Source organism: Pseudomonas sp. 09C 129, from assembly GCF_002843625.1.
Classification (GTDB): Bacteria; Pseudomonadota; Gammaproteobacteria; order Pseudomonadales; family Pseudomonadaceae; genus Aquipseudomonas; species Aquipseudomonas chlororaphis.
The window spans coordinates 658,319-681,077 of sequence record NZ_CP025261.1 but is presented as its reverse complement, the minus strand read 5'-3'; the positions used below and the strand labels follow the sequence as shown (position 1 = coordinate 681,077).

The 22,759-nt window shown below is 66.0% G+C and carries 21 protein-coding genes; 2 read left to right on the top strand and 19 right to left on the bottom strand.

Annotated elements, in window-relative coordinates; translation table 11 throughout:
• Positions 1-25 precede the first annotated feature (25 nt).
• The 15 genes from pgaD to CXQ81_RS03080 form a co-directional block, all read right to left on the bottom strand.
• Positions 26-490, bottom strand: a complete 465-nt coding sequence (gene pgaD / locus CXQ81_RS03150) for a poly-beta-1,6-N-acetyl-D-glucosamine biosynthesis protein PgaD (RefSeq protein WP_101336446.1) — start codon at positions 488-490, stop codon at positions 26-28.
• Positions 490-1,839 carry a poly-beta-1,6-N-acetyl-D-glucosamine synthase gene (pgaC, locus tag CXQ81_RS03145; RefSeq protein ID WP_101336445.1) on the bottom strand — a complete coding sequence of 450 codons (1,350 nt, stop codon included), beginning with the start codon at positions 1,837-1,839 and terminating at the stop codon, positions 490-492. Before pgaC ends, pgaD begins: the two co-directional genes overlap by 1 nt.
• A gap of 3 nt (positions 1,840-1,842) precedes the next feature.
• Positions 1,843-3,840 (bottom strand): poly-beta-1,6-N-acetyl-D-glucosamine N-deacetylase PgaB, encoded by a 1,998-nt coding sequence (pgaB, locus tag CXQ81_RS03140; RefSeq protein ID WP_101336444.1) that lies wholly within the window; start codon positions 3,838-3,840, stop codon positions 1,843-1,845.
• A gap of 12 nt (positions 3,841-3,852) precedes the next feature.
• Positions 3,853-6,330 (bottom strand): poly-beta-1,6 N-acetyl-D-glucosamine export porin PgaA, encoded by a 2,478-nt coding sequence (pgaA, locus tag CXQ81_RS03135; RefSeq protein WP_101336443.1) that lies wholly within the window; start codon positions 6,328-6,330, stop codon positions 3,853-3,855.
• Between the two features lie 313 nt (positions 6,331-6,643).
• Positions 6,644-8,152 carry a YdgA family protein gene (locus CXQ81_RS03130; protein WP_101336442.1) on the bottom strand — a complete coding sequence of 503 codons (1,509 nt, stop codon included), beginning with the start codon at positions 8,150-8,152 and terminating at the stop codon, positions 6,644-6,646.
• Between the two features lie 1,039 nt (positions 8,153-9,191).
• The gene (locus tag CXQ81_RS03125) at positions 9,192-9,836 is read right to left on the bottom strand and encodes an NADH:ubiquinone oxidoreductase subunit N (protein ID WP_037004411.1); all 645 of its coding nucleotides are present in this window, start codon (positions 9,834-9,836) and stop codon (positions 9,192-9,194) included.
• A gap of 92 nt (positions 9,837-9,928) precedes the next feature.
• Positions 9,929-11,377, bottom strand: coding sequence for an efflux transporter outer membrane subunit (locus CXQ81_RS03120; protein WP_101336441.1), 1,449 nt, complete (start codon positions 11,375-11,377; stop codon positions 9,929-9,931).
• Positions 11,374-12,270 (bottom strand): HlyD family secretion protein, encoded by an 897-nt coding sequence (locus CXQ81_RS03115; RefSeq protein WP_101336440.1) that lies wholly within the window; start codon positions 12,268-12,270, stop codon positions 11,374-11,376. Before CXQ81_RS03115 ends, CXQ81_RS03120 begins: the two co-directional genes overlap by 4 nt.
• Positions 12,267-12,476, bottom strand: a complete 210-nt coding sequence (locus tag CXQ81_RS03110; protein WP_007932080.1) for a DUF1656 domain-containing protein — start codon at positions 12,474-12,476, stop codon at positions 12,267-12,269. The genes CXQ81_RS03115 and CXQ81_RS03110 overlap by 4 nt, the downstream gene beginning before the upstream one ends.
• On the bottom strand, positions 12,473-14,557 hold the full coding sequence (locus tag CXQ81_RS03105; RefSeq protein WP_101336439.1) for an FUSC family protein: 2,085 nt from the start codon (positions 14,555-14,557) through the stop codon (positions 12,473-12,475). The genes CXQ81_RS03110 and CXQ81_RS03105 overlap by 4 nt, the downstream gene beginning before the upstream one ends.
• A complete protein-coding gene (locus CXQ81_RS03100; protein ID WP_085533251.1) occupies positions 14,554-14,982 on the bottom strand; it encodes a MarR family winged helix-turn-helix transcriptional regulator in 429 nt (142 codons plus the stop codon). Before CXQ81_RS03100 ends, CXQ81_RS03105 begins: the two co-directional genes overlap by 4 nt.
• Positions 14,983-15,113: 131 nt before the next feature.
• Positions 15,114-15,395 carry a type II toxin-antitoxin system RelE/ParE family toxin gene (locus CXQ81_RS03095; protein WP_101336438.1) on the bottom strand — a complete coding sequence of 94 codons (282 nt, stop codon included), beginning with the start codon at positions 15,393-15,395 and terminating at the stop codon, positions 15,114-15,116.
• Positions 15,385-15,630 carry a type II toxin-antitoxin system Phd/YefM family antitoxin gene (locus CXQ81_RS03090; RefSeq protein WP_062824057.1) on the bottom strand — a complete coding sequence of 82 codons (246 nt, stop codon included), beginning with the start codon at positions 15,628-15,630 and terminating at the stop codon, positions 15,385-15,387. The genes CXQ81_RS03095 and CXQ81_RS03090 overlap by 11 nt, the downstream gene beginning before the upstream one ends.
• Before the next feature lie 62 nt (positions 15,631-15,692).
• Entirely contained in the window at positions 15,693-15,938 is a 246-nt protein-coding gene (locus tag CXQ81_RS03085) for a DUF2789 domain-containing protein (RefSeq protein ID WP_009041599.1), read from the bottom strand.
• Positions 15,939-16,075: 137 nt separating this feature from the next.
• Positions 16,076-16,537: an aminoacyl-tRNA deacylase gene (locus tag CXQ81_RS03080; protein WP_062824058.1), complete on the bottom strand. Its 462-nt coding sequence runs from the start codon at positions 16,535-16,537 to the stop codon at positions 16,076-16,078.
• A gap of 223 nt (positions 16,538-16,760) precedes the next feature.
• Between CXQ81_RS03080 and CXQ81_RS03075 the strand changes: the two genes are divergently transcribed.
• Positions 16,761-18,146, top strand: coding sequence for a nodulation protein NfeD (locus tag CXQ81_RS03075; RefSeq protein ID WP_101336437.1), 1,386 nt, complete (start codon positions 16,761-16,763; stop codon positions 18,144-18,146).
• A gap of 1 nt (position 18,147) precedes the next feature.
• Positions 18,148-18,906: a slipin family protein gene (locus tag CXQ81_RS03070; protein WP_007932057.1), complete on the top strand. Its 759-nt coding sequence runs from the start codon at positions 18,148-18,150 to the stop codon at positions 18,904-18,906.
• Here CXQ81_RS03070 and CXQ81_RS03065 read toward each other — a convergent pair.
• Genes CXQ81_RS03065 through CXQ81_RS03050 form a run of 4 tightly spaced genes read right to left on the bottom strand, consistent with a single transcriptional unit; the run spans position 18,872 to position 22,752 of the window.
• A complete protein-coding gene (locus CXQ81_RS03065; protein ID WP_101336436.1) occupies positions 18,872-19,876 on the bottom strand; it encodes a sulfotransferase family protein in 1,005 nt (334 codons plus the stop codon). The genes CXQ81_RS03070 and CXQ81_RS03065 overlap by 35 nt on opposite strands.
• Positions 19,864-20,655 carry an aspartyl/asparaginyl beta-hydroxylase domain-containing protein gene (locus tag CXQ81_RS03060; RefSeq protein ID WP_101336435.1) on the bottom strand — a complete coding sequence of 264 codons (792 nt, stop codon included), beginning with the start codon at positions 20,653-20,655 and terminating at the stop codon, positions 19,864-19,866. The genes CXQ81_RS03065 and CXQ81_RS03060 overlap by 13 nt, the downstream gene beginning before the upstream one ends.
• Positions 20,652-21,254 (bottom strand): adenylyl-sulfate kinase, encoded by a 603-nt coding sequence (cysC, locus tag CXQ81_RS03055; protein WP_101336434.1) that lies wholly within the window; start codon positions 21,252-21,254, stop codon positions 20,652-20,654. The genes CXQ81_RS03060 and cysC overlap by 4 nt, the downstream gene beginning before the upstream one ends.
• Positions 21,238-22,752, bottom strand: coding sequence for a TolC family protein (locus tag CXQ81_RS03050; RefSeq protein ID WP_101336433.1), 1,515 nt, complete (start codon positions 22,750-22,752; stop codon positions 21,238-21,240). Before CXQ81_RS03050 ends, cysC begins: the two co-directional genes overlap by 17 nt.
• Positions 22,753-22,759 lie beyond the last annotated feature (7 nt).

Genomic DNA, 22,759 nt, shown 5'->3' with positions numbered 1-22,759 from the left:
CAGCCACCTTCAACCAGCAGCCGAATCAGCGCTCCACGGAATCCGCCAGCAACGGCGGATGCGGCTGGCGCTCGGGGCTCAGGCGCAAGAAACCGGTGGTGACGCCCTCCTCGTCGTTATGCACCGTCATGGTTCCGGGCTGGCGCATGCGCGCAAAATTGGCGGCGCTGAGCTTGAAGCTTTCGCTCAGGCGCTGGTCGTCCAGCGCCGGCGACGGCAGGCGGCGCCGGGCAAAACTTTTGCTCTTGCGCTGCTGATAACGCGCCCAGAGGATCAGCACGGCGGCGTTGAGCAGGGCCACCCATAGGTAGGTCTGCAAGGTGCCCAGCGCTTCCAGCACGCCGACCTCGATACGCGGGCCGTCGTGGGTGTCGATCAGCGGCCACAGGCCGCGTACCAGCAGGTACAGCAGGCCGATCCAGGCCAGCACGGTGAACGCCGCATCGACGATCACCAGCAATGGGCGTTGACGGGTTCTGATGATTTTCATCAGCGAGCCTCCTCTTCATCATCTATCGGCTTGATGCCACGGTCGGGGCTGACCCAGCGCGCACGCTTCTGGTGTTGGCTGAACAGCACCTTGGGGAAACTGACAAGCGTGGTGAACAGGCTGACGAGCCAGAACACCAGGGGGTACCAGACCACCCAGAACATGGTCTTGCCCAAACCCTTTTCATACCGGCGATCGATCAGGATGCTGACCGCGAACTGCAGCAGGCAGACCATCGCCAGCACCAGCCCGGTGAAGGCCGGCGGCATCAGGCGGTCGACGGCGATGGCCTCGGGCATGACGATGAAATGGCCGACGCCCCAGAAGATCACCGACAGCAGGAAGGTGAAGGCCCAGCCGGTGGACAGGCAGTATTCGAACAACAGCGGCCACAGGTAGCGGTGGCGCCATTGCCAGATCCCGCGGATGTTCTTGAACAGCACCTCGGCGCCCCCCTGGGCCCAGCGCAGGCGCTGCTTCCACAGGCCGCGCAGGGTTTCCGGCATGAGGATCCAGCACAGCGCCCGTGGCTCGTAGAAGATGCTCCAGTGATCGAGCTGCAGCTTCCAGCTGATGTCGATGTCTTCGGTGATCATGTCCGGGCTCCAGTAGCCGACCCGGTGCAGGGCCGAGCGGCGGAAGGCGACAATCACCCCGGAGACCGTGAAGATCCGCCCGAACACCCGCTGGGTACGCTTGATCAGGCCGATGATCGAGGAGAACTCGCCTACCTGGACCCGGCCCACCAGGGTCGAGCGGGTGCGAATCCGCGGGTTGCCGGTCACCGCGCCCAGGCGCGCATTCTCCAGCAGCGGCGCCACCAGGTAGGCCGCGGTGTTCGGCGCCAGCAGCGCGTCACCGTCGATACACACCAGGTATTCGCTGCGCGCCGCCACGGCGCCCATGCGCAGGGCCACGGCCTTGCCCTGGTTTTGTGCCAGGTGCACCACCCGCAGCCGCGGATCCTCCAGCGCCAGGGCGTCCAGCACTTGCGCGGTGTTGTCCTTGGAGCCGTCGTTGATCGCGATGACCTCGATATTCGGATAGTGCTGGGCCAGCGCCGCGTGGATGGTGTCGGCCGCGTTGTCGCCCTCGTTGTAGCAAGGGATCAGGATGCTGATCAGCGGCTCGCCCGCCAGCACCGGCGGCAGGGTGTCGTCCTTCCAGGGCCAGTGGCGTTCCCAGTGCAGCCAGAAGTACAGGCCGCCGGCGATCCACAGGCCGGACATGAACAGCGGGTAGAAGAACACGAAGTCCATCAGGAACTGGCCGGTCACCAGGAAGATCAGGCCCAGCGGCACACCGAGGACAATCGCCAGGACGAGCAGGGCTAGCAGTCGATCCAACATGATTTAGGGATTCCACTTGGTGGAGAGCGCGGGACGGATGGTCTTCAAGTCCGGCGAGTTCTCGAGAAAGTTATCCGGGTAATAGCCGAAGCTGGTCGCGCCCTGGCGCTTGAGCCGGCCCATCCAATCGGCCATCTGCGCGGCGTCGATATCGCTCGCCGGTTTTTGCGCCCAGTCCCGGGCCTGCAGTTCGAAGACGGTACGGTTGAGCGCGCCGGGGCGTGCCTTGACCGTGGCCACCAGTTGCTCCAGCCAGGCGCCGGAAGCCTTGCGCGGCTGGCCCTCCATCAACGGCATGGCCATCGGCGCGGTCCAGTCGTAATGGGCGAGGAAGTCGTCGAGGTTCTGGGCGAACCAGGCTTCGCTCTGCGGGTTGAGCATCGGTTCGGCGAACAGGTTGCGCGCGGTCAGCACCTGCGGCCCGCGGATCGCCTTGACCTTGGCGGTCAGCTCATGGGTGAAGTCGATCAGGTAGCGGCTCTTGAAGCGGGTCCAGCGCTGCAGGGTCGCCGGATCGGCGCGCAAGGCGGCGATCGAACCGGGCAGGCCGTTGGCGGCATAGGTACGTAGGGCTGCGGGGCTGGCGTCTTCGAAGTCGGAGAACACCGCGTCGTCGTGGTAGAGGATGCCGTCCACCGAGGTCAGGCGCGCCACGTCTTCGTAGATCTCACCGATGATGCGCCGCACCTGCGGGTCGAACGGCGACAGGCGCCGGTACTGGTCCGGGTCGACCGCGACCTGGCCGGTTTCCGGGTCCCAGCGGGTCACGCGCGGCAGGCTCGGGTCGAGGGCGAAACTCAGCACCGGCATCCAGGCGAACACCTTGACGTTGGCCCGGGTACGCAGTTGCCAGGCGACCCGGTCGAAGATATCGGCGCGCACCGGCAGGTGGCGGTTGGCGAAGTACAGCGAGTGCACCAGGCCATCGCCCTTGGGGTCGGCGAAGGCTTGCAGGAACACGGTGTTGACGCCCAGGTCGGCCATGCGCTGGACCAGCTTGCCGAGGTTGATTTCCTGCTGCTGCGGGTCCGGGTCGTAGACGTTGTCCAGGTCGACATGGGCCACGCGCATCGGGTTGCTGGCCTCGACGCCGACGATGCTGTTGGAGAAGTGGATGGCGTCCGGGTCCGAGGACACCAGGAAGCGCGGGCTGCTCATCAGGTTGTCGAGGGCATCGAGGCCGTCGTCGAGGGTCAGGGCCATGTCGTAGCCCTCCTCGCCCACCACCCGCAGCGCGGTGCCGTCGGCGGCGCCATAAGGCCAGACCCAGACCCGTGGACTGTAGCCGGTGGCGGCGCGGATTTTCTTCGAGATGGCGGCCACGTCGCTGCGCAGGCGCGCCTCGAATTCGGCTTCGCTTTCATAGCGCCCGGTGCTGGCGTCATAGCGCCGGGTGGCGGCGGCCGGTTGCAGGTTGCCCTGGGGGTTGGCCAGCACGCCCTTGTGGTTGGCATCGGTGTGGGCGGCGATTTCCACCAGGCCGGAACGGGAGATCTCGCGGACCTGCTCCCAGGTCAGGAAGTCCGAGCGCTGGCGCGGGGTGCCGGCAAAATCCACCGGCTGGTTCAGCGGGGTATCGACCCACGCCCCCACCGGCGCCAGCAGGGCATGCCAGTTGTAGCTGCGCAGCACCGGCAACACGCGGGTGTAGAAACTCGCATAACCGTCGTCGAAGCTCAGCAGCACGGCCTTGGCCGGCAGCTCGGGGCCGCCTTTGCGCGCCGCCATGATCTGGTCCACGGTGACCGGCTGGTAGCCGTTCTCGCGCAGCCAGGCCAGCTGTTCGATCAGGCGTTCGGTGCGCACGGCCACCACCGCCTGGTCGGGGTCGCGGTCTTCGACGTCGTGGTAGGCAATGCCCAGCACGTGGTTTTTCGGCCACGGGGTTTCGCTGGCGAGCACCGGGCGTTGCGCCGGCGCCAGGAAATCCGCGGCGGGCTGGGCGCAGGCGCTGAGAATCAGGGCTCCCAGCAGGAGGATGCAACGGGTCATCGGAGGCATCTTCGGACTCTTCTAGAAGCGGTAGGTAAGGTCGAGGAGCAGGCGCAGGTCGGTTTCCCGGTCGCCGTCGTAAGGCCGGTTGAGCACGCTCAGGGCGGCCCCGGCTTCGAACACGTCGTTCCAGGTCACGCGCTGGCCATAGCTGAGCAGGCCGATCGCCCCGGTGGAGTAATCGCGCTGGCTGTAGGTACCGGCGCCTACCTGGAACTGCTGGCTCCAGGAGGTTTCGTAGCGGTGATAGAGCACGTGGTTGACGTTCACCGTCGGCAGGACCGTGAAGTCCGACTTGGGGTTGAAGTACGGCGTGTCTTCCTTGCTGTTGCGGCTGGCGCCGACTTCCAGGCCCAGGTCGACCTGCACGTGAGGCGTGGCATAGACGCCCTCGCGACCGGTGAGCAGCGCTTCGAAACGGTTGTTGCCATCGCTGAAATGCGAAGGACTCAGGGCCAGTCGCCATTCCCGGCTCTCGTTGGCCCGCCAGCGCACGAAGCCGCTGCCGCCATTGGCGTAGATGTTGCTGTTCAGCGCCCGCAGCGGCGTGTTGGCCGACAGGTATTCCAGGCTGGCGCCGTACTGCCAGTGATCGTCGATGTCGCGGGCCAGGGACAGCCGCGCGCCCTGCTTGTCGTCGAAGCCGTAGGAGTGGTTGGAGACTTCCGCTTCCAGGGTCATGTCGCGGGTCCGGCGCTCCACGCCGATACGCTGCCAGCGGTGATGCCCGGTGCCTTCCTGGAAGTCGCCGGTGGCATAGCCGAGGCCGCCGAACAGGCGCCAGTCTTCATTGATTGGCGGGCTGTAGAGCACCGTCTCGATGCCGAAGTCCTTGCTCCCGGAAACCGCGCCGGCGCCGTTGTTGCCGCCGCCGTAGCTCTTGCCGCCATAGGTCTCGACCCGCAGCTCGGCCATGTCGTGCACTTGGCGCTGGCGGGCCAGGCGCTGCACCTGACGGTTGTCGGGATAACGCTGCACCACGTCGTCGGTCAGGGCATCGAGCTGACGCCACTCCTGCAGGTCCTGGGCGGTGTGGCCCTGGGCAACCTCGAGGCCGACATCGCGCGGCGCCATGCTCTCGGTTTCCTTGAGCAGGCCCTCGGCGCGCCGCGGCCAGTCCCGGGCCTGGTACAGGTTGGCCTGGGCCACGCGCAGGCCGATATTGCCCGGCGCCTGGTCCACCAGGCTGGCCAGGCGCTGCTCGCTGCCCGGCAGGTCGGCGCTGTAGGTGCCGGACTGCGCGGCGAGCTGCTGGGCGTCCATCCATTCATCGTTGGGGTTGCCCACCGGCAAGCCCTTGAGCTCGACCCGCGGCTTCTGGTTCCTGGCCAGGTCGTCGGCGACCTGTTGCGCTTCCTGCGGGCGATCGCTTTCCAGCAAGGCGTAATACAGCGCGGTGCTGTCTTCGACGCGGTCGCTGACATCGGCATCCGGCGCCGCCAGCACCTGGCGATAGAGGTCGCTGGCGATCTCTGGCTGGCGCTGGTCCAGATAGGCGGCCGCCACCCAACGCCGGGCGTAGGTGGGGATGGCCACGTCTTCGGCGCTCAGCTTGTGGTACTCGTCGATTACCTGGGCGGTGCGCGCCCGGGCCTTGAGCGCGCCCATGCGGTCGATGCGCCAGCGAGTCACGTCGTCCCTGGCCTCCGGGTCCGGGGTCCAGGTGGCGAGCAACTGGTCGTAATCGGCCAGGGCACGGTCGGCGATGACATAGCGCTCTTTCTCACTGCGGGTCGCCAGTTCGGCCAGGCGCACGCGCTCGGCGGCCAGGTCGCCTTGCAGACGACGTTCTATGACGGGATCGATCAGCCCCGGGCGCTGGCGGGCCAGGCGCAGGGCCGGCTCCGGCAGGCGGGCCCGTTGCAGGGCGAACACGTATTCGCGGGCGACTTCCGGCCGGGTGCCGGCGCGGACGAACGCCTGGTCGAACTCGAACAGCGCGTCATACGGCGAACCGGCGCGAGTCAGGGCGTAGCCCAGGGCCAGGCGGCGGGTGGCGTCGTCGGGCTTGGCCGCCACCAGCTCGCGGGCACGGCGCACGGCCTCCTCCGGCTTGCCGGCGTCGGCCTGGGTCAGGGCCAGGCCCAGTTGCAGGTCGGGGTTACGCGGGTCGCGTTCGAGGGCCAGGCGGTACACCTGGATCGCCGCGTCCCAGCGCTGCAGGTTGCGGTAGGCCCGGGCGGTGGCAGTCAGCGCCTGGATCGGCAGCACCCGGCCACGGGCCTGGGTTTCATAGACATTCACGACTTCGGCATCGAGGCCGGCCCAGCTGGCGATCTGCAGGTGATCGCTGACCAGCCCGGTGCTCAGCCGTTCGGCCGGCACCTGGCGCAAATGGCTCAGGGCTGGTGCATAGCTGCCAGCGCGGGCGTCGAGAATCAGGCGGTCGTACGCCGGGTCGGCGAGGGCCAGGGTCGGCCACAGCAATTGGCTGCATAACGTCAGGCGCAGCAGCGGTCGCAAACCATAAAGGCGAACAGGATGAACAATGAACCGCATTTCTTCAGCATCCTTACATGGCTAGCCGGGGTCTTGTGTCCCCCCGCCTGATACGTGCCAGGAAGCCGAATCAGATGACTCGGCCAGATTGGGGCGGAGTCTTCCATGCAAGGCTGATGCGGATGCGCAAATGCAATATTTCTTCAGATTCGTTTCTGCGCGAATCCGCGAACGACGTGGCCTGTAGCCATGTTCAAGGAGGCTCTGGGGGGGAACTCTCCAGCCAGCTACAGGCAAAAAAACGCCCGGCGACTCCGTGGTACGGAGGCCGGGCGTTTCTGGCTGAAAACCCCGTGGAGGGGTTTTGCGCGGTTTACTGGATGGTGACCGGACCCAGTTTGCTCATGACAAAACCGACGAACTGCTCAGGCGTCATTTTCTGGCCGTTGAAGTCCACTTCGTTGTTGGCATAACGCAGCTTGGAGACGATGTCGTTACCTTCCAGCTTGGCCAGCTGGGTGCCCAGCGCCATGCCGCTGACCATGTCGGCGGCCATGCTGCCCTGGTCGGCGATCGCCTTGGCGTCGGTCACGCCGTCCAGCTGCGCCTGCACCGATGCCATGTCGGCGATCATCGGCTTGGACAGCAGCAGGTTCAGGTCCAGCTGGGTGAGCAGTTGCTTGCTCAGTTCGGCCGGCGGCAGCTCCATGGATTGCGGCTTGTTCAGGTCCACCACCAGGCTCAGGCGGCTTTCGCCATTGGTGGTCTTGAACGAGAGGTTTTCCAGGGCGATATGCGGCTGGGCAGCCAGCAGCTTGTCCAGGTCAGCCTTGACCTGGGCCTGCTCGGCCTCGCTCAGGTTCAACTCGGGCGCTGGCTCGCCGGCGGCTTCGGCCGCGGCGACGGCGTCTTCGTAGGGTTGCAGCTTGTTCTGGTAGACCTGCATCAGCGACATGCCGGAGGCGATGTCGAGGTTCTTCATGCTCCAGGTCATTTGCGCCGAACCGACGGCTTTGCCGTTGAGGGCGACTTCGCCGATCTTGTAGTCGGCACGACCGGCCAGGTGGGCGCCGGTCTCGTCGGTGGCGCTCTTGATCTCAGAGTTCTTGAAGCTGAGCACCGACTGTTTCTCGCCGAACGTGGCCTTGGTGCTGGTCAGCTCCAGGGTGTTTTCGCCGACGTAGAAGCCATAGTTGCTCTTGGTCAGGTTGCTGGCCAGGGTCAGGCCGTTGAGCTCGACCTGCACCGGCGTCTGGTCTTCGGCGACGCTGTTGAGCTTGAGGCTGTCCATGTAGCCTTCGGCCTTGACCTTCTGCGCTTGGGCGCTGGTCGAGAGGTCCAGCTTCAGGCCGGAGAACTTGAGGGTCGACTTGTCGTCCAGGGCCGTCTCCAGCGGCAGCAACTCCAGGTTGCCGGTGGCGGAGCGGTCGTAACCCAGGTTGACCACGCCCTTGAGCGGGGAAACATCCTTGGTGGCGGCGAACCATTTCTCGGTCAGGGTGTTCTTTTCCAGCTCGTAGTGACTGGTGGCCATGACCGGCAGCCATTTCAGGGTCATCAGGCGCGAGAACGGCAGCGGGCCATGTTCGATGCGGTCGACGAACACCAGTTCGACGCCCTCGGCGCTGTCGCCGAACATCTCGCCCTGGCCCTTGAGGCGGTAGCGCGCGGTGCTGCTGAACAGGTTGCGCTCCAGCGATACCAGCTCCAGGCTGGCGGTACCGTTGGAACCGACCATGGCGGCCTGGAGTTCCTTGTTGGCGTCGGCGATAGAGGTTTGCAGCACCCCTTCCAGCTTGGTCCCGGTATACCAGGCGCCGCCGGCACTGATAGCGCCCACCGCGACGACGATTCCTAACAGTACGCCTGCTGATTTATTCATTATTTGACCCGATCGATCCGTTGTTGAAATGTGTGGTCGTCTTCCCTGAACCCGGCACGGGTTGTGGCTCGACTGTGCGTAAAACTGCCGAAGATTAGCACCGGCCAGGCCAGGCGGCCCAACCTTTCCATGTGAAAAGTAGTGAATGCGCAGGGCAGAAAGCTATAGCGCGTTTAGCCAGGTAAATCGCGGAGTCAGGATTTGCGGTTGCTCTGCAACCGGTCGCAGCCTCGCGGGCTCGGCAGCGGCTACGTAGGCGCCGCGTTCCTGTAGCCGCTGGCGCAGCCTGCGATCGGCGGCGCAGCCGTCGCTGGGCCAGACGGTGCGTTTCTTCAGGCAGATCGCGGACTCAGGGTTTGCGGTTGCTCTGCAACCGGTCGCAGCCTCGCGGGCTCGGCAGCGGCTACGTAGACGCCGCGTTCCTGTAGCCGCTGGCGCAGCCTGCGATCGGCGGCGCAGCCGTCGCTGGGCCAGACGGTGCGTTTCTTCAGGCAGATCGCGGACTCAGGGTTTGCGGTTGCTCTGCAACCGATCGCAGCCTCGCGGGCTCGGCAGCGGCTACGTAGGCGCCGCGTTCCTGTAGCCGCTGGCGCAGCCTGCGATCGGCGGCGCAGCCGTCGCTGGGCCAGACGGCGCGTTTCTTCAGGCAGATCGTGGATTCAGGGTTTACGGTTGCTCTGCAACCGGTCGCAGCCTCGCGGGCTCGGCAGCGGCTACGTAGGCGCCGCGTTCCTGTAGCCGCTGGCGCAGCCTGCGATCGGCGGCGCAGCCGTCGCTGGGCCAGACGGTGCGTTTCTTCAGGCAGATCGCGGACTCAGGGTTTGCGGTTGCTCTGCAACCGATCGCAGCCTCGCGGGCTCGGCAGCGGCTACGTAGACGCCGCGTTCCTGTAGCCGCTGGCGCAGCCTGCGATCGGCGGCGCAGCCGTCGCTGGGCCAGACGGTGCGTTTCTTCAGGCAGATCGCGGACTCAGGGTTTGCGGTTGCTCTGCAACCGATCGCAGCCTCGCGGGCTCGGCAGCGGCTACATGGCGACATGGCTACGTGGCGTGTTCGGAGTATTCGACCTCCAGCGCGTCGAGCTGGTGATCGAAGCTTTTCAGGCGCGCGGTCCAGGTGTAGACCAGCACTTCGAAATCGCGGTTGATCACCGCGCCGCCCGGGGTTTCCGAACGCGGGTCGCAGAAATCCAGTTGATAGCGTTCGCGGGCCATGGCGGCGGCGACATCGGACAGTTCGCGGGCATTGTTCAGCCAGTGGCGACCGTCGGCGGCCTGTTTATCCAGTAATACGCACTGTTTTTTCAGGGCTTCGAGGCTTTTTTCCAGGGGGGTACCGGTCAACTCGCCCATGACTTCCTGGAAGGTCCGCCCCGGCTGCCAGTAACTGCCCCAAAAGTAACGGTCGAACACCGTCTCGACCCGGCGCAGGGCGACTTTGGTGTCCCAGATCGCGACCAGGGTCTTGCCCTGCTCGAGCTGCCTTTTCTTGATTTTCTGGGTCTGGAACGACGTCCAGGCCACGAAGACGATGGCGCTCACCGCAATCAGCGCGCTGGCGCTGTCGAGAAAGATCATGGCCTTGTCGATCTGGTGCGCCAGCATGACACCGTAGAAATAAGTCGCAGAAAGCAGCACCAGTGCGACGATGGCGCACCAGAAGCCGAGAGCATAAGGGTTTTTCATTATTGGAATCCCCATGACCATCACGTGCCTGACCGCTGGCCGAGCACTGGACGCAAGGTGCTCAGCCAACTGTTCAAAGCATAGCAACGGCCTCAGGGTTTGGCGGGGTTCGAGGCTTGCGTTCGTCCGCTTTCCCAGCCACCGCCCAGGGCCAGGAACAGGTCGATCTGACTCATCGCCACCTGGGTGTTGGCCGCGGCCAGCTGGGCCCGTACGTCGGTATAGGTGCGGGTCGCCTGCAGGTCGGCGAGGAACGACTCGCGGCCGGCCTGGAAGAAGCGATGGGTCTGGTCGGCGGCCTGGCGCGCCGACTGCTCGGCCTCGGCCAGGGCGTCGCGACGCTGCAACTGGGCACTGTATTGGGCCAGGCCGGTCTGGGTTTCGCGGATGGCGTTGAGCACCACCCCGTCGAAATGCGCCAAGGCGCCCTGGCTGGCGGCTTCGGCCTGGTGAATGCGTTCGCGGGCGCCGTTGGCCGGTACCGTCCAGCTGATCAGCGGGCCGAAGCCCCAGCGGTTGGTGGAGGGTTTGCCGAGGTTGTCGACGATGCCCACGGTGCCGACGGTCGCGCCAATGCTGATGTCCGGGTACAGCGCGCCAGTGGCGATGCCGATATCGGCGGTGGCCGCGGCCAGGCGACGTTCGGCCTGGCGCACGTCGGGGCGGCGCTTGAGCAGGGTCGCGCCGTCACCCACCGGCAACAATTGCGCAATATGCGGCAGCTCGGCACAGCTGTCGGTGCCGGCCGGCAACTGGTTCAGCGGCTTGGCCAGGAGCATCGACAAGCGGAACAGGCCGGTCTGGCGCGCCGCTTCATAGCGCGGCAGTTCGGCGCGCAGGGACTTGAACTGGGTCTGGGAACGGGTGACCTGGGTTTCGTCGCCACGCCCGGCGTCGCGCAGGCGCTGGATCAGCGCGGTGCTCTGGGCCTGCAGGTCCAGGGAGTGCTCGGCGATCTCGCGCTCTTCATTGGCCGCGCAAACCTGGGTGTAAGCCCGCACTACGTCGGCCACCAGGGTGATGCGCGCGGTGTCGGCCGCGGCCTGGGTGGCATCGGCGTTGGCCTGGGCCGCCTCGATGCCGCGCTGCAGGGTGCCGAACAAATCGAACTGATAAGAGGTGCTGACGGACAGGTTACCGACGTTGGCCACCGGTACTTTCTCCGGCAGCAGGAAGGCTTCGCCGGACTCCTGCAGGCGCTCGACCCCGGCCTTGACCCCGCCGCTCCAGCCGCCGGCCGCCTGGGCCTCGTCGACCTGGGCGCGGGCCCGCGCCAGGTTGGCCGCCGCGACCCGCAGATCGGTGTTGGAGGCCATGGCCTGCTGCACCAGCTGGTCCAGGCGCGGGTCCTGGTACAAGCGCCACCAGTCTGCCGGGACCGGCGCCGAGACCACCTTGTCGCTCGATCCGGCCAGCTCGCCCTGTAAATCGCTGCGGTGCAACGCCGCGTCGTCCGGCAGGTGGTAGTCCGGGCCGACCATCTGGCAGGCCGACAGCAGCAGACCGAGCCCAGCCGTGGCCACACGCAGGGCGCTGTTCATTGCGCCGGCTCCGAGCGGATTGGCGCCTGATCGTCGATGATCGACACGGTGGCGGTGCGCCCGGCGATCATGCGGAAGTCTTCCGGCACCTCGTCGAAGGCAATGCGCACCGGAATCCGCTGGGCCAGGCGCACCCAGCTGAAGGCCGGGTTGACGTTGGGCAGCAGGTTGGAGCCGCTGCTGCGATCGCGGTCCTCGATGCCGGCGACGATGCTTTCGACATGCCCGCGCAGCCGCGCGCGATCGCCGACCACGCGGATATCGACGCTCTGGCCGATGTGAATGCCGTCGAGCTTGGTTTCCTCGAAATAACCGTCGATGTGGAAGGAGTTGCTGTCCACCACCGACAACACCGGACGCCCGGCGGTGACGAATTCCTGGGTCCGTGGTGCGCGGTCGTTGACGTAGCCGTCCACCGGGCTGCGGATCACCGAACGGTCGAGGTTCAGCTGGGCGCTGTCCACCGCCACCTGGGCCTCGGCCAGGGCCGACTGGGCACGGGCCACACGGGACTGGCTTTCTTCCAGTTGCTCGCGCGGCACCAGGTTGCCCAGGCCGAGGTTGCGCCTGGCCTCGCGCTGGGCCTGGGCCAGGGTTTCCTGGCGGTCGGCCAGGGACGCCTTGGCCTGGCGCAGGGCCAGGCTGAAACGGTCCTGGTCGATGCTGAACAGCACCTGGCCGCGCTTGACCAGCTGGTTGTCACGCACCTGCACCTGCTGGATCAGCCCGGAGACGTCCGGGGCGATCTGCACGATGTCGGCACGGATATGCCCGTCCCGGGTCCAGGGCGCGAACATGTAGTACATCACCATGCGCCAGACCACCACGACCGCGAAGCTCACCACCAGCAAGGTCAGGACCACACGGCCAATGGTCAATAAAGGTTTTTTCATGTCATCAGGTATCGACTGAGTGAGTCCACGGCGCCGAGCAGCAAAGCGTACAGACCAACGTTGAACAAAGCCCGGTGCCAGACCAGGCGATAAAAATGCAGGCGCGTCAGCAGCCCGTGGACCACCAGGTACAAGCCATAGGTAAGGCCCATCAGCACCAGCAGCGTGGGCAGGAACACCCCGCTGATATCCAGGTCACCGATCATAAAGGCGCTCCATCGATGCCATGGGGCAGCGGTTCCTCAAGCTCGCCACCGCCGACGAACTCCACACCGGGCAGCAGGGCCAGGCGCAGGCCGCTGAGGGCATGCAGCAGGTGCAAACGGGTTTCGCGGTCGTCCTGGCTGTGGGCATCCAGGGTGCGACGGGCGCGGTCCAGGGTCATCAGCAGGCCGCTCGGCGCCGGCAGGCGTTCGCCGGCCTTGAGGCAAGCCTTGAAGTAGGCGCCGACCTCGGCCACCACCTGGCGCAACAGCACCTGCGCGTTACCCTGGGCCCGCGGCGCATAGGCCAGCAGGTCCAGCAGGTTCAGGCCGACGCGCACTTCGCGCAGGGCGCCGCCGGTGTCCTGGCCGGTCATGGCCAGGCGCGGCAGGTGCTGCATCAGGCGGTCGAGCATCTGCACCCCCAGATGGCGGTGTTCGGCCAGGTTGGCGGGCTCGGTCATGCCGACGATGTCCTGCCAGCTGAAGCGGGTCATGCGCTTGGCCGCCAGTTCCGAGCCGAACGGCCGGGCGACCAGGGTCCAGACAAAGGCGAACAGCAGGCCCATGGGCCCGGCCAGGTTGGAGTTGGCGAAGCTCAGGAAGTCGGCGTCGTAGGCGCCCTGGATGCTGATGAAGGACGAGGTGTTGACGATGGTCAGCAGCATGCCCAGGTAAAAGCGCGGCTGCACCGTGAGGGTGCCGACGCAGATGAATGGCACGGCGAAGGCCAGCACCAGCATCGGGAAATCGTGCAGGTTGGGCAGGATCAGGAACAGGTAGAGGCTGGCGAACAGCACCGACATCGCGGTCCAGAAAAAGAACCGGTAGATCTGCGGCGCCGGGTCGTCCATCGAGGCGAAGAAGCTGCAGGCCACCGCCGCGAGGATCACCGCGCTGCCGCCGTCGGTCCAGCCCAGGAGAATCCACAGCACCGAGGCGACGATGATCGCCAGGACGGTGGAAGCCACCGAGTACAGCATCAGCCCACGGTCGAGGAATGGCGTCAGGCGGCCCAGGCGCCAGTGGCGATAGACCGCGCGCCAGATGTCCTGGCTTTCGCACTGGATGGCGTGTTGCAGGCTGCGGCAGTCCTGCCATAGGTCGATCCACTCGCCGAGGCGGTACAGGGCGTTGGAAAACAGCAGTTGGCGGCGGTCGTCGAGGGCTTCGGCGTCCGGTTGCAGCGCTTCGAGCTCACTGCGCAGGGCCTGCCAGCGCTCGACCGAGGCACCCTGGGCGGTGCTTTCCAGCCATTGCCCGGCCTGGGCCAGCAGCGGCGCGAACTGCTCCACCAGCTCCGGGGTGCGTCGCTCCAGGGCGTACAGCGCATCGTCCAGGGCGTCCACCACGGGCAGCAGGTGGATCATGCGCCCGCGCAACTCCTTGGTATTGCGCACGGTCTGCGGGCGCGCGCCCTCATGGGGCAACTGGCCGATCATCAGCTCCAGGCTGTTGAAGGTGGCGACCATGGACGCACGCAAGGCGCTGACTTCTTCGGGCTGCACGTTGCGGCTGAGAAAGCGCTGGCTGTAGGTGGAGGCATCGGCGAACCATTTGCCCGCCGAATCGACGAACACCGGCGCCAGCCGCCGTGGCCAGAACATACTGCCGATCACGGCCGCGCAGACGATGCCGAGGAAGATCTCCTCGGTGCGGGCCTCCGCCACGTCCCACACCCCCAGCGGGTTATCCACCACCGGCAGGGCGATCAGCGGCAGGCTGTAGCCGGCCAGCATCAGCGCATAGCTGTTGGCGGTGCGCAGGTGCAGGGAGAGGAACAGCAGGATCCCGGTCCACAGGGCGATGATCACCACCAGCAGATAGGGGCTTTGCACGAACATCGGCACGAACAGCACCGCCGCCGAGGCGCCGAGCAAGGTGCCGATTGCACGGTACAGCGCCTTGGAACTGGTGGGCCCGACGAACGGGCTGGAGACGATGTACACCGTGGCCATCGCCCAGTACGGACGCGGCATCTGCATGAGCATGGCGATGTACAGCGCGATCATCGACGCGGCAAAGGTGCGCACGCCGTAGAACCAGTCGCGCGCCGGCGGCACGCCGGTAAAGAATCCGCTCAAGAAGGCACCGCCGACGGCTGGGCAGCCGACTCGAAGGCGCGGATCACCTTCAGCGCCGTCTCAAGGTCCGCTGGTGTGATGCCTTCCAGCACCTCGCGACGCAGGCGCACCAGCTCGGCTTCCACCGACTGCACCAGCTCGCGGCCGGTGTCGGTCAGGCTCAGGCATTTGGCCCGGCGATCGTGGGGGTCCTCGGTACGGCAGGCGTAGCCGGCGCTGCACAGCTGGTCCAGCAGGCGCACCAGGGACGGGCTTTCCATCCCCGCCGCCTGCGCCACCGTCACCTGGCGCACGCCCTCGCCCAGGCGCCCGATCATCAGCAGGGGCACGGCGCAGGCTTCGGAGATTCCATAGTTGACCAGCGTGCTCTGGCAGATCCGCCGCCAATGTCGGGCGGCGACCACCATGCCACTACTGATATTCATCTGGAGTGATTCGAGAGAGTCGGGCAAAAGAAGGTTCGCACACTGTTAGTTTGCTAACTATCAATGGTGCATGGGGGGATAATCTCAGTCAAGTTTTGAAACAATTGAATGACCATTAACCGGAAAATACCTCAGCGCTTTCGTGCCCGCTCATACACGGCGCTGCGTTCACGTTTGCCCACGGCCACCACCGAAACCACCACCTGATCCTCGATCACTTGGTAAACCAGGCGATAGCCAGAGGCCTTGAGCTTGATCTTGTAGCAGTCCGCCATGCAGTGAAGGGCATCCGCGGGCACCCGTGGCATTTCCAGGCGCTCGGCCAGCTTCTTCTTGAATTGCTCGCGCAGGGTATGACCGAGCTTGTCCCATTCCTTACGTGCCGAAGGCAGAAACTGGAGCTTATAAGTCATCCAGATTTACCGGGACTGGGGTCTCGTGCCGACGGGCACGGACAATCTCCGCCAGTTCAAGATCGTCAAGACGCTCCATCATGGCTTCAAACACGTCGGCCGGGACCATATAGCCCATGACCCGATTGTGATTGAGCACCGCAACCGGACCACCGTGTGCGCCGCTCAGGACAGCCGAGGGGTTTTTTTTCAGTTCAGACACGCTGACAGCTTTATCAGCCAATACGCTTTGCATGATTAAGACCTCTAATTTGGTCTTAATTCTGGTCTATTTCCATGGCAACATCAATTCGCGCCTCAGACACCCCGCCCCTTCCTCAACAACACATCCAGCTGATCCACCACTTCCGCCCAGTCGGCGTCGTCGAGGATCTCGTTGCGCAGGAAATCCGCCTGGCTGCTGGTCCAGAAGAAGGCATCCGCCAGGTGCAGTTCCGGCTTGAGCGGCGAATGGGTGGCGATGAAACGGTCGATGCCCTCGGGGTCGTCGGGCAGGCCGAGTTGTTTGAACAGGGCGGGCAGGCTGTGGGATGGGGATTCCATGGGGGCTCCTGAACGGGTTGGGTGTTGGTTGAACCACTGCTGCGCAGTCGATCGCAAACAAGCTCGCTTCTACAGAAAACAAGCATTTTTGTAGGAGCGAGCTTGCTCGTGAAAGGTGGTTACATACGCCGACGGCGCTAGTAACTGACCTCGCACACCTCGGCATGAGGCACCATTTTCAGGTACTCGTCCATGCTCAGATGCACCAGGTTGTTGTGGTTGCCGGCTTCCAGGTAGATGTCTTTCTGCCGGGTCAGCAGCGGATCGATCACCACGTCCAGCCCATAGGATTCGCCCAGGGCCGGTACCGCGCCGCGTTCGCAATCGTTGAACAGATGCGCCAGGGTGCTTTCCCGGGTGATCTGCCATTCGTTGCTGCCGCGCACCTTGCTCAGGTCCAGGTGGCGGCTGGCCGGCAGCACGGCCATCAGGTAGTGGCCGTGACTGTCGTCGAGGATCACCGACTTGGCCACGCGCTCGGCGGGAACTCCCGCCACCCGGGCGGTCTCCAGGCTGCTCGACGAATGTGGATGAGCCACCACGTCAAAATCGCAATGCGCCTGTTCCAGGCTGCGTTGCACGGTTCTTGCCATACGCATGATGCACCTCGGTGTCCTGAACGGCTTTGCAGGACTATGGGTTAACGACTGTCACTCCCTTCACAAAGTCTAGGCCGCGCCGCCCTCGCCCACCGACGAACTTCCGAACGGCACGCGGGCGTGAGACTGCTCAAAATTTGCTCAATCCCACGCTCTACTAGACTCAAGGACAAGGCCAGCGAACGGCTGGCAACCGAGGCACATGACTCTCCAGGAGGGTCGGATGAACGAGCGTGGGTGGCGGGCGACACTGAAGGGGCTGCTGCTGGCTGTGCTGATCGGCCTGCCGACCGGGCACGCCCAGGCCGTGAAGCCAGTGGTGGTGCTCACCGTCAACGATGTGATCAGCCCCGCCAGCGCCGACTACGTGGTGCGCGGCCTGGACAAGGCCGCCGACGAGCACGCCCAACTGGTGGTGCTGGGCATCGACACCCCGGGCGGCCTCGACACCTCGATGCGCTCGATCATCAAGGCGATCCTCGCCAGCCCGGTGCCGGTGGCCAGTTTCGTCGCCCCCAGTGGCGCCCGCGCCGCCAGCGCCGGCACCTACATCCTGTATGCCAGCCACATCGCCGCCATGGCCCCGGGCACCAACCTCGGGGCCGCCACCCCGGTGCGGGTCGGCATGCCGGGGCAGCCCGACCCGGGCGGCAACCCGCCCGCCGCGCCACGCTCGGACAAGAACCCGGAACCGGACACCGACACCCTCAGCCACAAACAGATCAACGACGCCGCGGCCTATATCCGTGGCCTGGCGCAATTGCGCGGACGCAATGCCGAATGGGCGGAACAGGCCGTGCGCGAGGCCGTCAGCCTGCCGGCCCAGGAAGCCTTGAAGCTGAAGGTGGTCGACTATGTCGCCGATGACCTGAACGGCCTGCTCAGGCAACTCGACGGCAAGTTCCTCATCGCCGCCGGCCAGGCGGTGCAACTGCATACCCTGGGGGCGGCGGTGATCCATCACGACCCGGACTGGCGCACGCAGCTGCTGTCGGTCATCACCCACCCCAGTGTGGCGCTGATCCTGATGATGATCGGCATCTACGGGCTGTTCTTCGAGTTCGTCAACCCGGGCACCGCGGTGCCCGGCGTACTCGGCGGCATCTGCCTGCTGCTCGGTTTGTACGCCTTGCAACTGCTGCCGGTGAACTACGCCGGCGTGGCCCTGATCCTGCTGGGCATCGCCTTCATGGTCGCCGAAGCCTTTCTACCGACCTTCGGCGTCATCGGTTTCGGCGGCATCGTCTCCTTTGTCGTCGGCGCGGTGATCCTGATGGACACCGATGTCCCGGGCTATGGCATTCCCCTGCCGCTCATCATCGGCCTGGCGGTGGTCAGCGCGCTGCTCCTGGCGACGCTGGCGAGCATGGCGCTGCGCGCGCGACAGCGCCAGCAGGTGGCCGGCGACGCGGGGCTGGTGGGCAGTGTCACGGCGATCACCGCGGTGCAAGCGGGCAACCCTTACAACGGCTGGGTGCTGTTGCAGGGCGAACACTGGCAGGTCCTGAGCGCAACGCCGCTGCAAACCGGACAACAGGTACGGGTGGTGGCGCGCAAGGGGCTGCTTCTGGAAGTGACGACGGCCGAGGCCGCGCCGCGAGGAGGATGAAATGGGTCTGGAATTGGGTTTTGGCGCGCTGCTGGCGCTGCTGTTGGCGCTGGCGGTCTCGACGTTTCGCATCCTGCGCGAATACGAGCGCGGGGTGGTGTTCCAGCTCGGGCGCTTCTGGAGGGTCAAGGGGCCGGGGCTGGTCCTGCTGATTCCGGTCGTCCAGCAGATGGTCCGCGTCGACCTGCGCACCGTGGTACTCGACGTGCCGCCGCAGGATGTGATCACCCGCGACAACGTCTCGGTCAAGGTCAACGCCGTGCTGTATTTCCGCGTGCTGGACTCGCAGAAGGCGATCATCCAGGTCGAGGATTTCCTCATGGCCACCAGCCAACTGGCCCAGACCACCCTGCGCGCGGTGCTGGGCAAGCATGAGCTGGACGAACTGCTGGCCGAGCGCGAACGCCTGAACGCCGATATCCAGCAGGTGCTGGACGCCCAGACCGATGCCTGGGGCATCAAGGTGGCGAACGTCGAGATCAAGCATGTCGACCTCAACGAATCGATGATCCGCGCCATCGCCAAACAGGCCGAAGCCGAGCGGGAACGCCGGGCCAAGGTGATCCACGCCGAAGGCGAATTGCAGGCCTCGGAGAAACTCATGCAGGCCGCCGAAATGCTCGGCCGCCAGCCCGGCGCCATGCAACTGCGCTACATGCAGACCCTGGGCGCGATTGCCGGCGACAAGAGCTCGACCATCGTTTTCCCGCTACCCATCGAATTCCTCAAGGGCATGGCGGACTTGTCGCCGAAGAGCTGAGACGCGTTTGCGGGACTGCGCTGACCGCCCTGCTGCGCCACTGTTCCAGCGCCGCGTAAGGCGCCTGCGCCCATTGCTCCAGCTGCTCCCGCAGCCACGCTGAAGCCTGTTGCTGCTTGTCCTGGCGATCATCGACAAAGGCCTGCGCCGGCTGCTTGGCATGCTGGCCGATACGGGCGAAGGCCGCCCTGCGTTGCTCGGCGCCCAGGCCGAGAAAATCGCCCAGGTGGCCGTCCATGGCGGCGGGCAGCTGGCTGTAGTTCAGTGCCAGGCCATGGTGTTCGCGGCAGTGTTCCAGCCCCAGCTGCAACAAGCGCCCCAGGCGCCGGGCGACCCAACTTTCCCGGTCCTGGAAAGGCTCGCCGTCGTCCAGCGCGCTGGGCCCGATCAGGCCCGGCGTCATGTGCATGCCGGCCCGGCGCAGATGCGACACGGCGATTTCCAGCGGGTCGCGATACACAAACAGCCACGGCGTATCGGCGAAGCACTGGCGCAACAACGGCAGCTCGCCGATGTTCCAGGCATCGAGCTTGATCACCAGCCGCTGCTCAGTACCACGACGTACCTGCCCATAGGCCGACAGCAGGCCCACAAGCGCGGCAGCCTGCTCCTGTGGCGCCAGCGAGCCGCGCAGCAGGGCATCCAGCGGCGGCGGTTCGGACACCACGATATGGTCGTCCAGGCAGGCCAGCATCTGGCTGAGCAGGGTCGAGCCGCAGCGCGAGGCATGAAAGATAAAGGCGCTGGGAGCCAGGCCCGGGCTGCGTTGGCGCCATTCGGTCAGGGCAGACAAAGGCGTCTGGCGGCGGAACGCCTGATTGAACGGCAGGCGCAGGGCCTCTTCGACCGCCTCGCGGAAAAACGGCTGCGACAGCGGCCTGTCGCCGAACCAGCACCAGTCGACCCGCCACTCGTCACCCGGCTGCCAGAGGCGGATCGGCAACCAGCCGTGCAGGTTCAGGCCATCCATTGTTCATTCCACAGACGCCGCCCCTGGCGCATGGCCGAACGCAGGTCTTCGCGGGTGAACGCCAGGCCACGCTCGGCCGCCAGGGCCAGGGTGCGCTCGATAAAGGCTTCGCTGTCGGTCGGCGCCTGCAAGGCCTGGCACAGCGCGGTGTCCTCTTCAAGCAGTCGGCAAAACCGCGCGAAGTCCAGGGCCGCGCGGCCCAGGCCAGGCGCCGGGGTGGTCGGCAGGCCCTCGGCAATCGCCTGCTCCAGCCAAGGGTCGGGGCGACAGTCGAGTACCAGATGAATACGTGCCTGAGTGTCGTAGTTATCCACCCGATGCGGGCGCGACAGGTCGAGAAACCAGCACTCTCCCGCCAGCATCGGCATGCGCTGCCCGTCGAGCAGGAAATCCACCCGCGGCGGGCTGAGCAGGGGGATATGCAGGCGCAGGTCGGCGTCCGGGCCGCCCAGGTCGTAGTCGTGGTGTTCATGGATGCGCGCCCCCGGCCCCAACCGCAGCAGGCGCGCCGAGACGATCCGCAAGGGCAGCTGCCGCAATGCCTGTTGCCAGTCCGGGTCCTGCCGCCAGGGCTCGCGCTGCACCGGCAGGCCCTTGCCCGGCGCCAGCTCGGAGGGCGCGTCAAGCGCCGAGATCAAGGCCACGCCGCTCCAGTCGCCCTCGTAATAATCGCCGTTGAAGTGGCCCTGCCAGGCGCTCGCGTCGATTCGCGCCAGGGCGCGCAACAGCCGCGGCAGGTCCACGCTGACGGGCAGGCGGGCGAACGCCGGACGGCTCATGAGGCCGGCAGCACCTGGCGTTCGACCAGCCAGCCGAACAATTGCCCCAGGCAGTCCTCGACCGACTGAGCGCCGGTGTCCAGTTCCAGCGCCGCCCGTGGCGGCTCGTAGGGCGCCGAGATACCGGTGAACCCCGGCAACTCGCCGCTGCGGGCGCGGGCGTAATGGCCCTTGGGGTCGCGCTGCTCGCAGACCGCCAGCGAGGCGCTGCACCAGACTTCCAGGTAGTCCTCGCCCAGGCGCCGGGCGAACAGCTCACGCTGCTCGATCAGCGGGGCGATCATCGCCAGGATCACGATCTGCCCGTTGTCCACCAGCAGGGCTGCCAGCTCGCTGGCGCGACGGATATTTTCCCGGCGGTCGACCTCGGCGAACCCCAGGTCGCGGTTCAGGCCGCCGCGCAAGGCATCGCCGTCCAGCACCAGGCTCTGCCGACCGTGCTGGAACAGCCCGGCCTGCAGCGCCTGGGCCAGGGTCGACTTGCCCGCCGCCGGCAGGCCGGTCAACAGGATCGCCACACCGCGATGGCCATTGCGCGCCTCGCGCTGGGCCCGGCTGACGCTGGCCTGGGGGGCCTGCAGGTTATTGTCTTTGGGCATGGGCCACCGGCGTGCTGATGTTGCCCGCCGCCCAGTCGGCCTCGCGGCTGGCCAGCGCCGTGGCGATGGACTGCACCTGGGTCGATTGCACCTCGTCGGGCAGCGGGTCGAGGCCGGCGCTGGCGAAGATCTGCCCGTAGGCGTTGCGCAGGTCGGCATAGGCCAGGTCGCGCCGCAGGTCCGCCTGCAAGGTGTTCAGCTCGCCCTGGATCAGGTCCAGTTCGCCGATGCCGTTGGCCTGGTAGCGGTTGCGCAGCTGGCCGACGATCTGCCCGTCGATATCCGCCAGCTCCTGGCTGGTCTTGAACTGGCGCAAGGCGTCGCGGTAGTTGGCGTTGGCCACGTAGACCTGGGCCAGCACGGCAATCGACATGGCCTGGCGACGGGCCGCGGCGACGTCTTCACCGGCCTTGGCGGTGTCGATGGCCGCCGGCGCGGAGAGCACATTGAACAGGTTCCAGGTGACCTTCACCCCGTAGTCGGCCCACTTGTCGTTGACCAGGAACGAGTTGCTGTCGTAATGCCCGCCGGCGGAGAACTCCAGGCCCGGCAGCAGGCGCAGCATGGCCTTGCGGGTTTCCGCGGCGCTGATGCGGCTCTGGTAATCCTGCTCGCGCAGTTCCGGGCGGCTGGTCAGGGCCTCGTGCTCGAGGCGGGCCATATCGACCTTGAGTTCCGGCACCGGGTAATCGTCGCTGGTCGCCAGGGTCAGGTGGGTGGTCATCGGCAGGTTGATCAGGGTCGCCAGCTCGGTCTTGGCCAGGGACAACGCCCGGCGCTGCTCCTCCAACTGGCGCGTGGCCTCGATCAGCGAGCGCTGGTAGGCCAGGGCCTGCACCGGGTCGCCGATGCGTTGCTGGCTCATGCTCTGGCTGTTGTCGCGGGCCTGCTCGACCCGGCCCATCAGGCTGTCGATCTGCTTGAGCAGGCGTTCGGCCGCCACCGCCCGCCAATAGGCCGAGCGCACGTCCTGGACGATGGTGTTGATCACCTTGCGCCGACGCTCCTGGACGATCAGTCGCTGGTCGCCCTGCTGCTTGGCGTTGATGTAGCTGACGCCGAAGTCCAGCACATTCCAGACCATGGTCAGGTCGGCCACCCTGCGGTCCCGGTCCTGGGAGGTCGAAGGTTCCAGGGACTGGGTGCCGGTCTCCACGCTCTGGCTGCTGGAGGCGCTGACGTTGTTGCGCCCCACATAGCCGGCGGAGAGGGCCATGCGCGGCAGCATGTCGAAACTGGCGAGGTCCAGCTGGCGCTTGGCCAGGGCCTCTTCCATGATTTTCAAGCGGCCCTCGAGGTTGTACTTCACCGCCCGGGCCATGGCCTGGTGCAGGGTCAGCGGGCCGCTCAGCGGTTCCTGGTCCTTGTACATGCTCTGCAGGTCGCTCCTGGCGCGCTGCTCACTGGCACTGCGTTCGATCGGTTTACTGCTGACGGCACAACCGCTGACCATCAGCGCCAACAAGCTGACCCCGAACAACTTCTGACTTTTATTCATCCTTGTC

Coding starts and splice junctions, on each gene's coding strand:
- pgaD (WP_101336446.1), bottom strand. CDS start 490: ATGAAAATCATCAGAACCCGTCAACGCCCATTGCTGGTGATCGTCGAT.
- pgaC (WP_101336445.1), bottom strand. CDS start 1,839: ATGTTGGATCGACTGCTAGCCCTGCTCGTCCTGGCGATTGTCCTCGGT.
- pgaB (WP_101336444.1), bottom strand. CDS start 3,840: ATGCCTCCGATGACCCGTTGCATCCTCCTGCTGGGAGCCCTGATTCTC.
- pgaA (WP_101336443.1), bottom strand. CDS start 6,330: ATGCGGTTCATTGTTCATCCTGTTCGCCTTTATGGTTTGCGACCGCTG.
- CXQ81_RS03130 (WP_101336442.1), bottom strand. CDS start 8,152: ATGAATAAATCAGCAGGCGTACTGTTAGGAATCGTCGTCGCGGTGGGC.
- CXQ81_RS03125 (WP_037004411.1), bottom strand. CDS start 9,836: ATGAAAAACCCTTATGCTCTCGGCTTCTGGTGCGCCATCGTCGCACTG.
- CXQ81_RS03120 (WP_101336441.1), bottom strand. CDS start 11,377: ATGAACAGCGCCCTGCGTGTGGCCACGGCTGGGCTCGGTCTGCTGCTG.
- CXQ81_RS03115 (WP_101336440.1), bottom strand. CDS start 12,270: ATGAAAAAACCTTTATTGACCATTGGCCGTGTGGTCCTGACCTTGCTG.
- CXQ81_RS03110 (WP_007932080.1), bottom strand. CDS start 12,476: ATGATCGGTGACCTGGATATCAGCGGGGTGTTCCTGCCCACGCTGCTG.
- CXQ81_RS03100 (WP_085533251.1), bottom strand. CDS start 14,982: ATGAATATCAGTAGTGGCATGGTGGTCGCCGCCCGACATTGGCGGCGG.
- CXQ81_RS03095 (WP_101336438.1), bottom strand. CDS start 15,395: ATGACTTATAAGCTCCAGTTTCTGCCTTCGGCACGTAAGGAATGGGAC.
- CXQ81_RS03090 (WP_062824057.1), bottom strand. CDS start 15,630: ATGCAAAGCGTATTGGCTGATAAAGCTGTCAGCGTGTCTGAACTGAAA.
- CXQ81_RS03085 (WP_009041599.1), bottom strand. CDS start 15,938: ATGGAATCCCCATCCCACAGCCTGCCCGCCCTGTTCAAACAACTCGGC.
- CXQ81_RS03080 (WP_062824058.1), bottom strand. CDS start 16,537: ATGCGTATGGCAAGAACCGTGCAACGCAGCCTGGAACAGGCGCATTGC.
- CXQ81_RS03075 (WP_101336437.1), top strand. CDS start 16,761: ATGAACGAGCGTGGGTGGCGGGCGACACTGAAGGGGCTGCTGCTGGCT.
- CXQ81_RS03070 (WP_007932057.1), top strand. CDS start 18,148: ATGGGTCTGGAATTGGGTTTTGGCGCGCTGCTGGCGCTGCTGTTGGCG.
- CXQ81_RS03065 (WP_101336436.1), bottom strand. CDS start 19,876: ATGGATGGCCTGAACCTGCACGGCTGGTTGCCGATCCGCCTCTGGCAG.
- CXQ81_RS03060 (WP_101336435.1), bottom strand. CDS start 20,655: ATGAGCCGTCCGGCGTTCGCCCGCCTGCCCGTCAGCGTGGACCTGCCG.
- cysC (WP_101336434.1), bottom strand. CDS start 21,254: ATGCCCAAAGACAATAACCTGCAGGCCCCCCAGGCCAGCGTCAGCCGG.
- CXQ81_RS03050 (WP_101336433.1), bottom strand. CDS start 22,752: ATGAATAAAAGTCAGAAGTTGTTCGGGGTCAGCTTGTTGGCGCTGATG.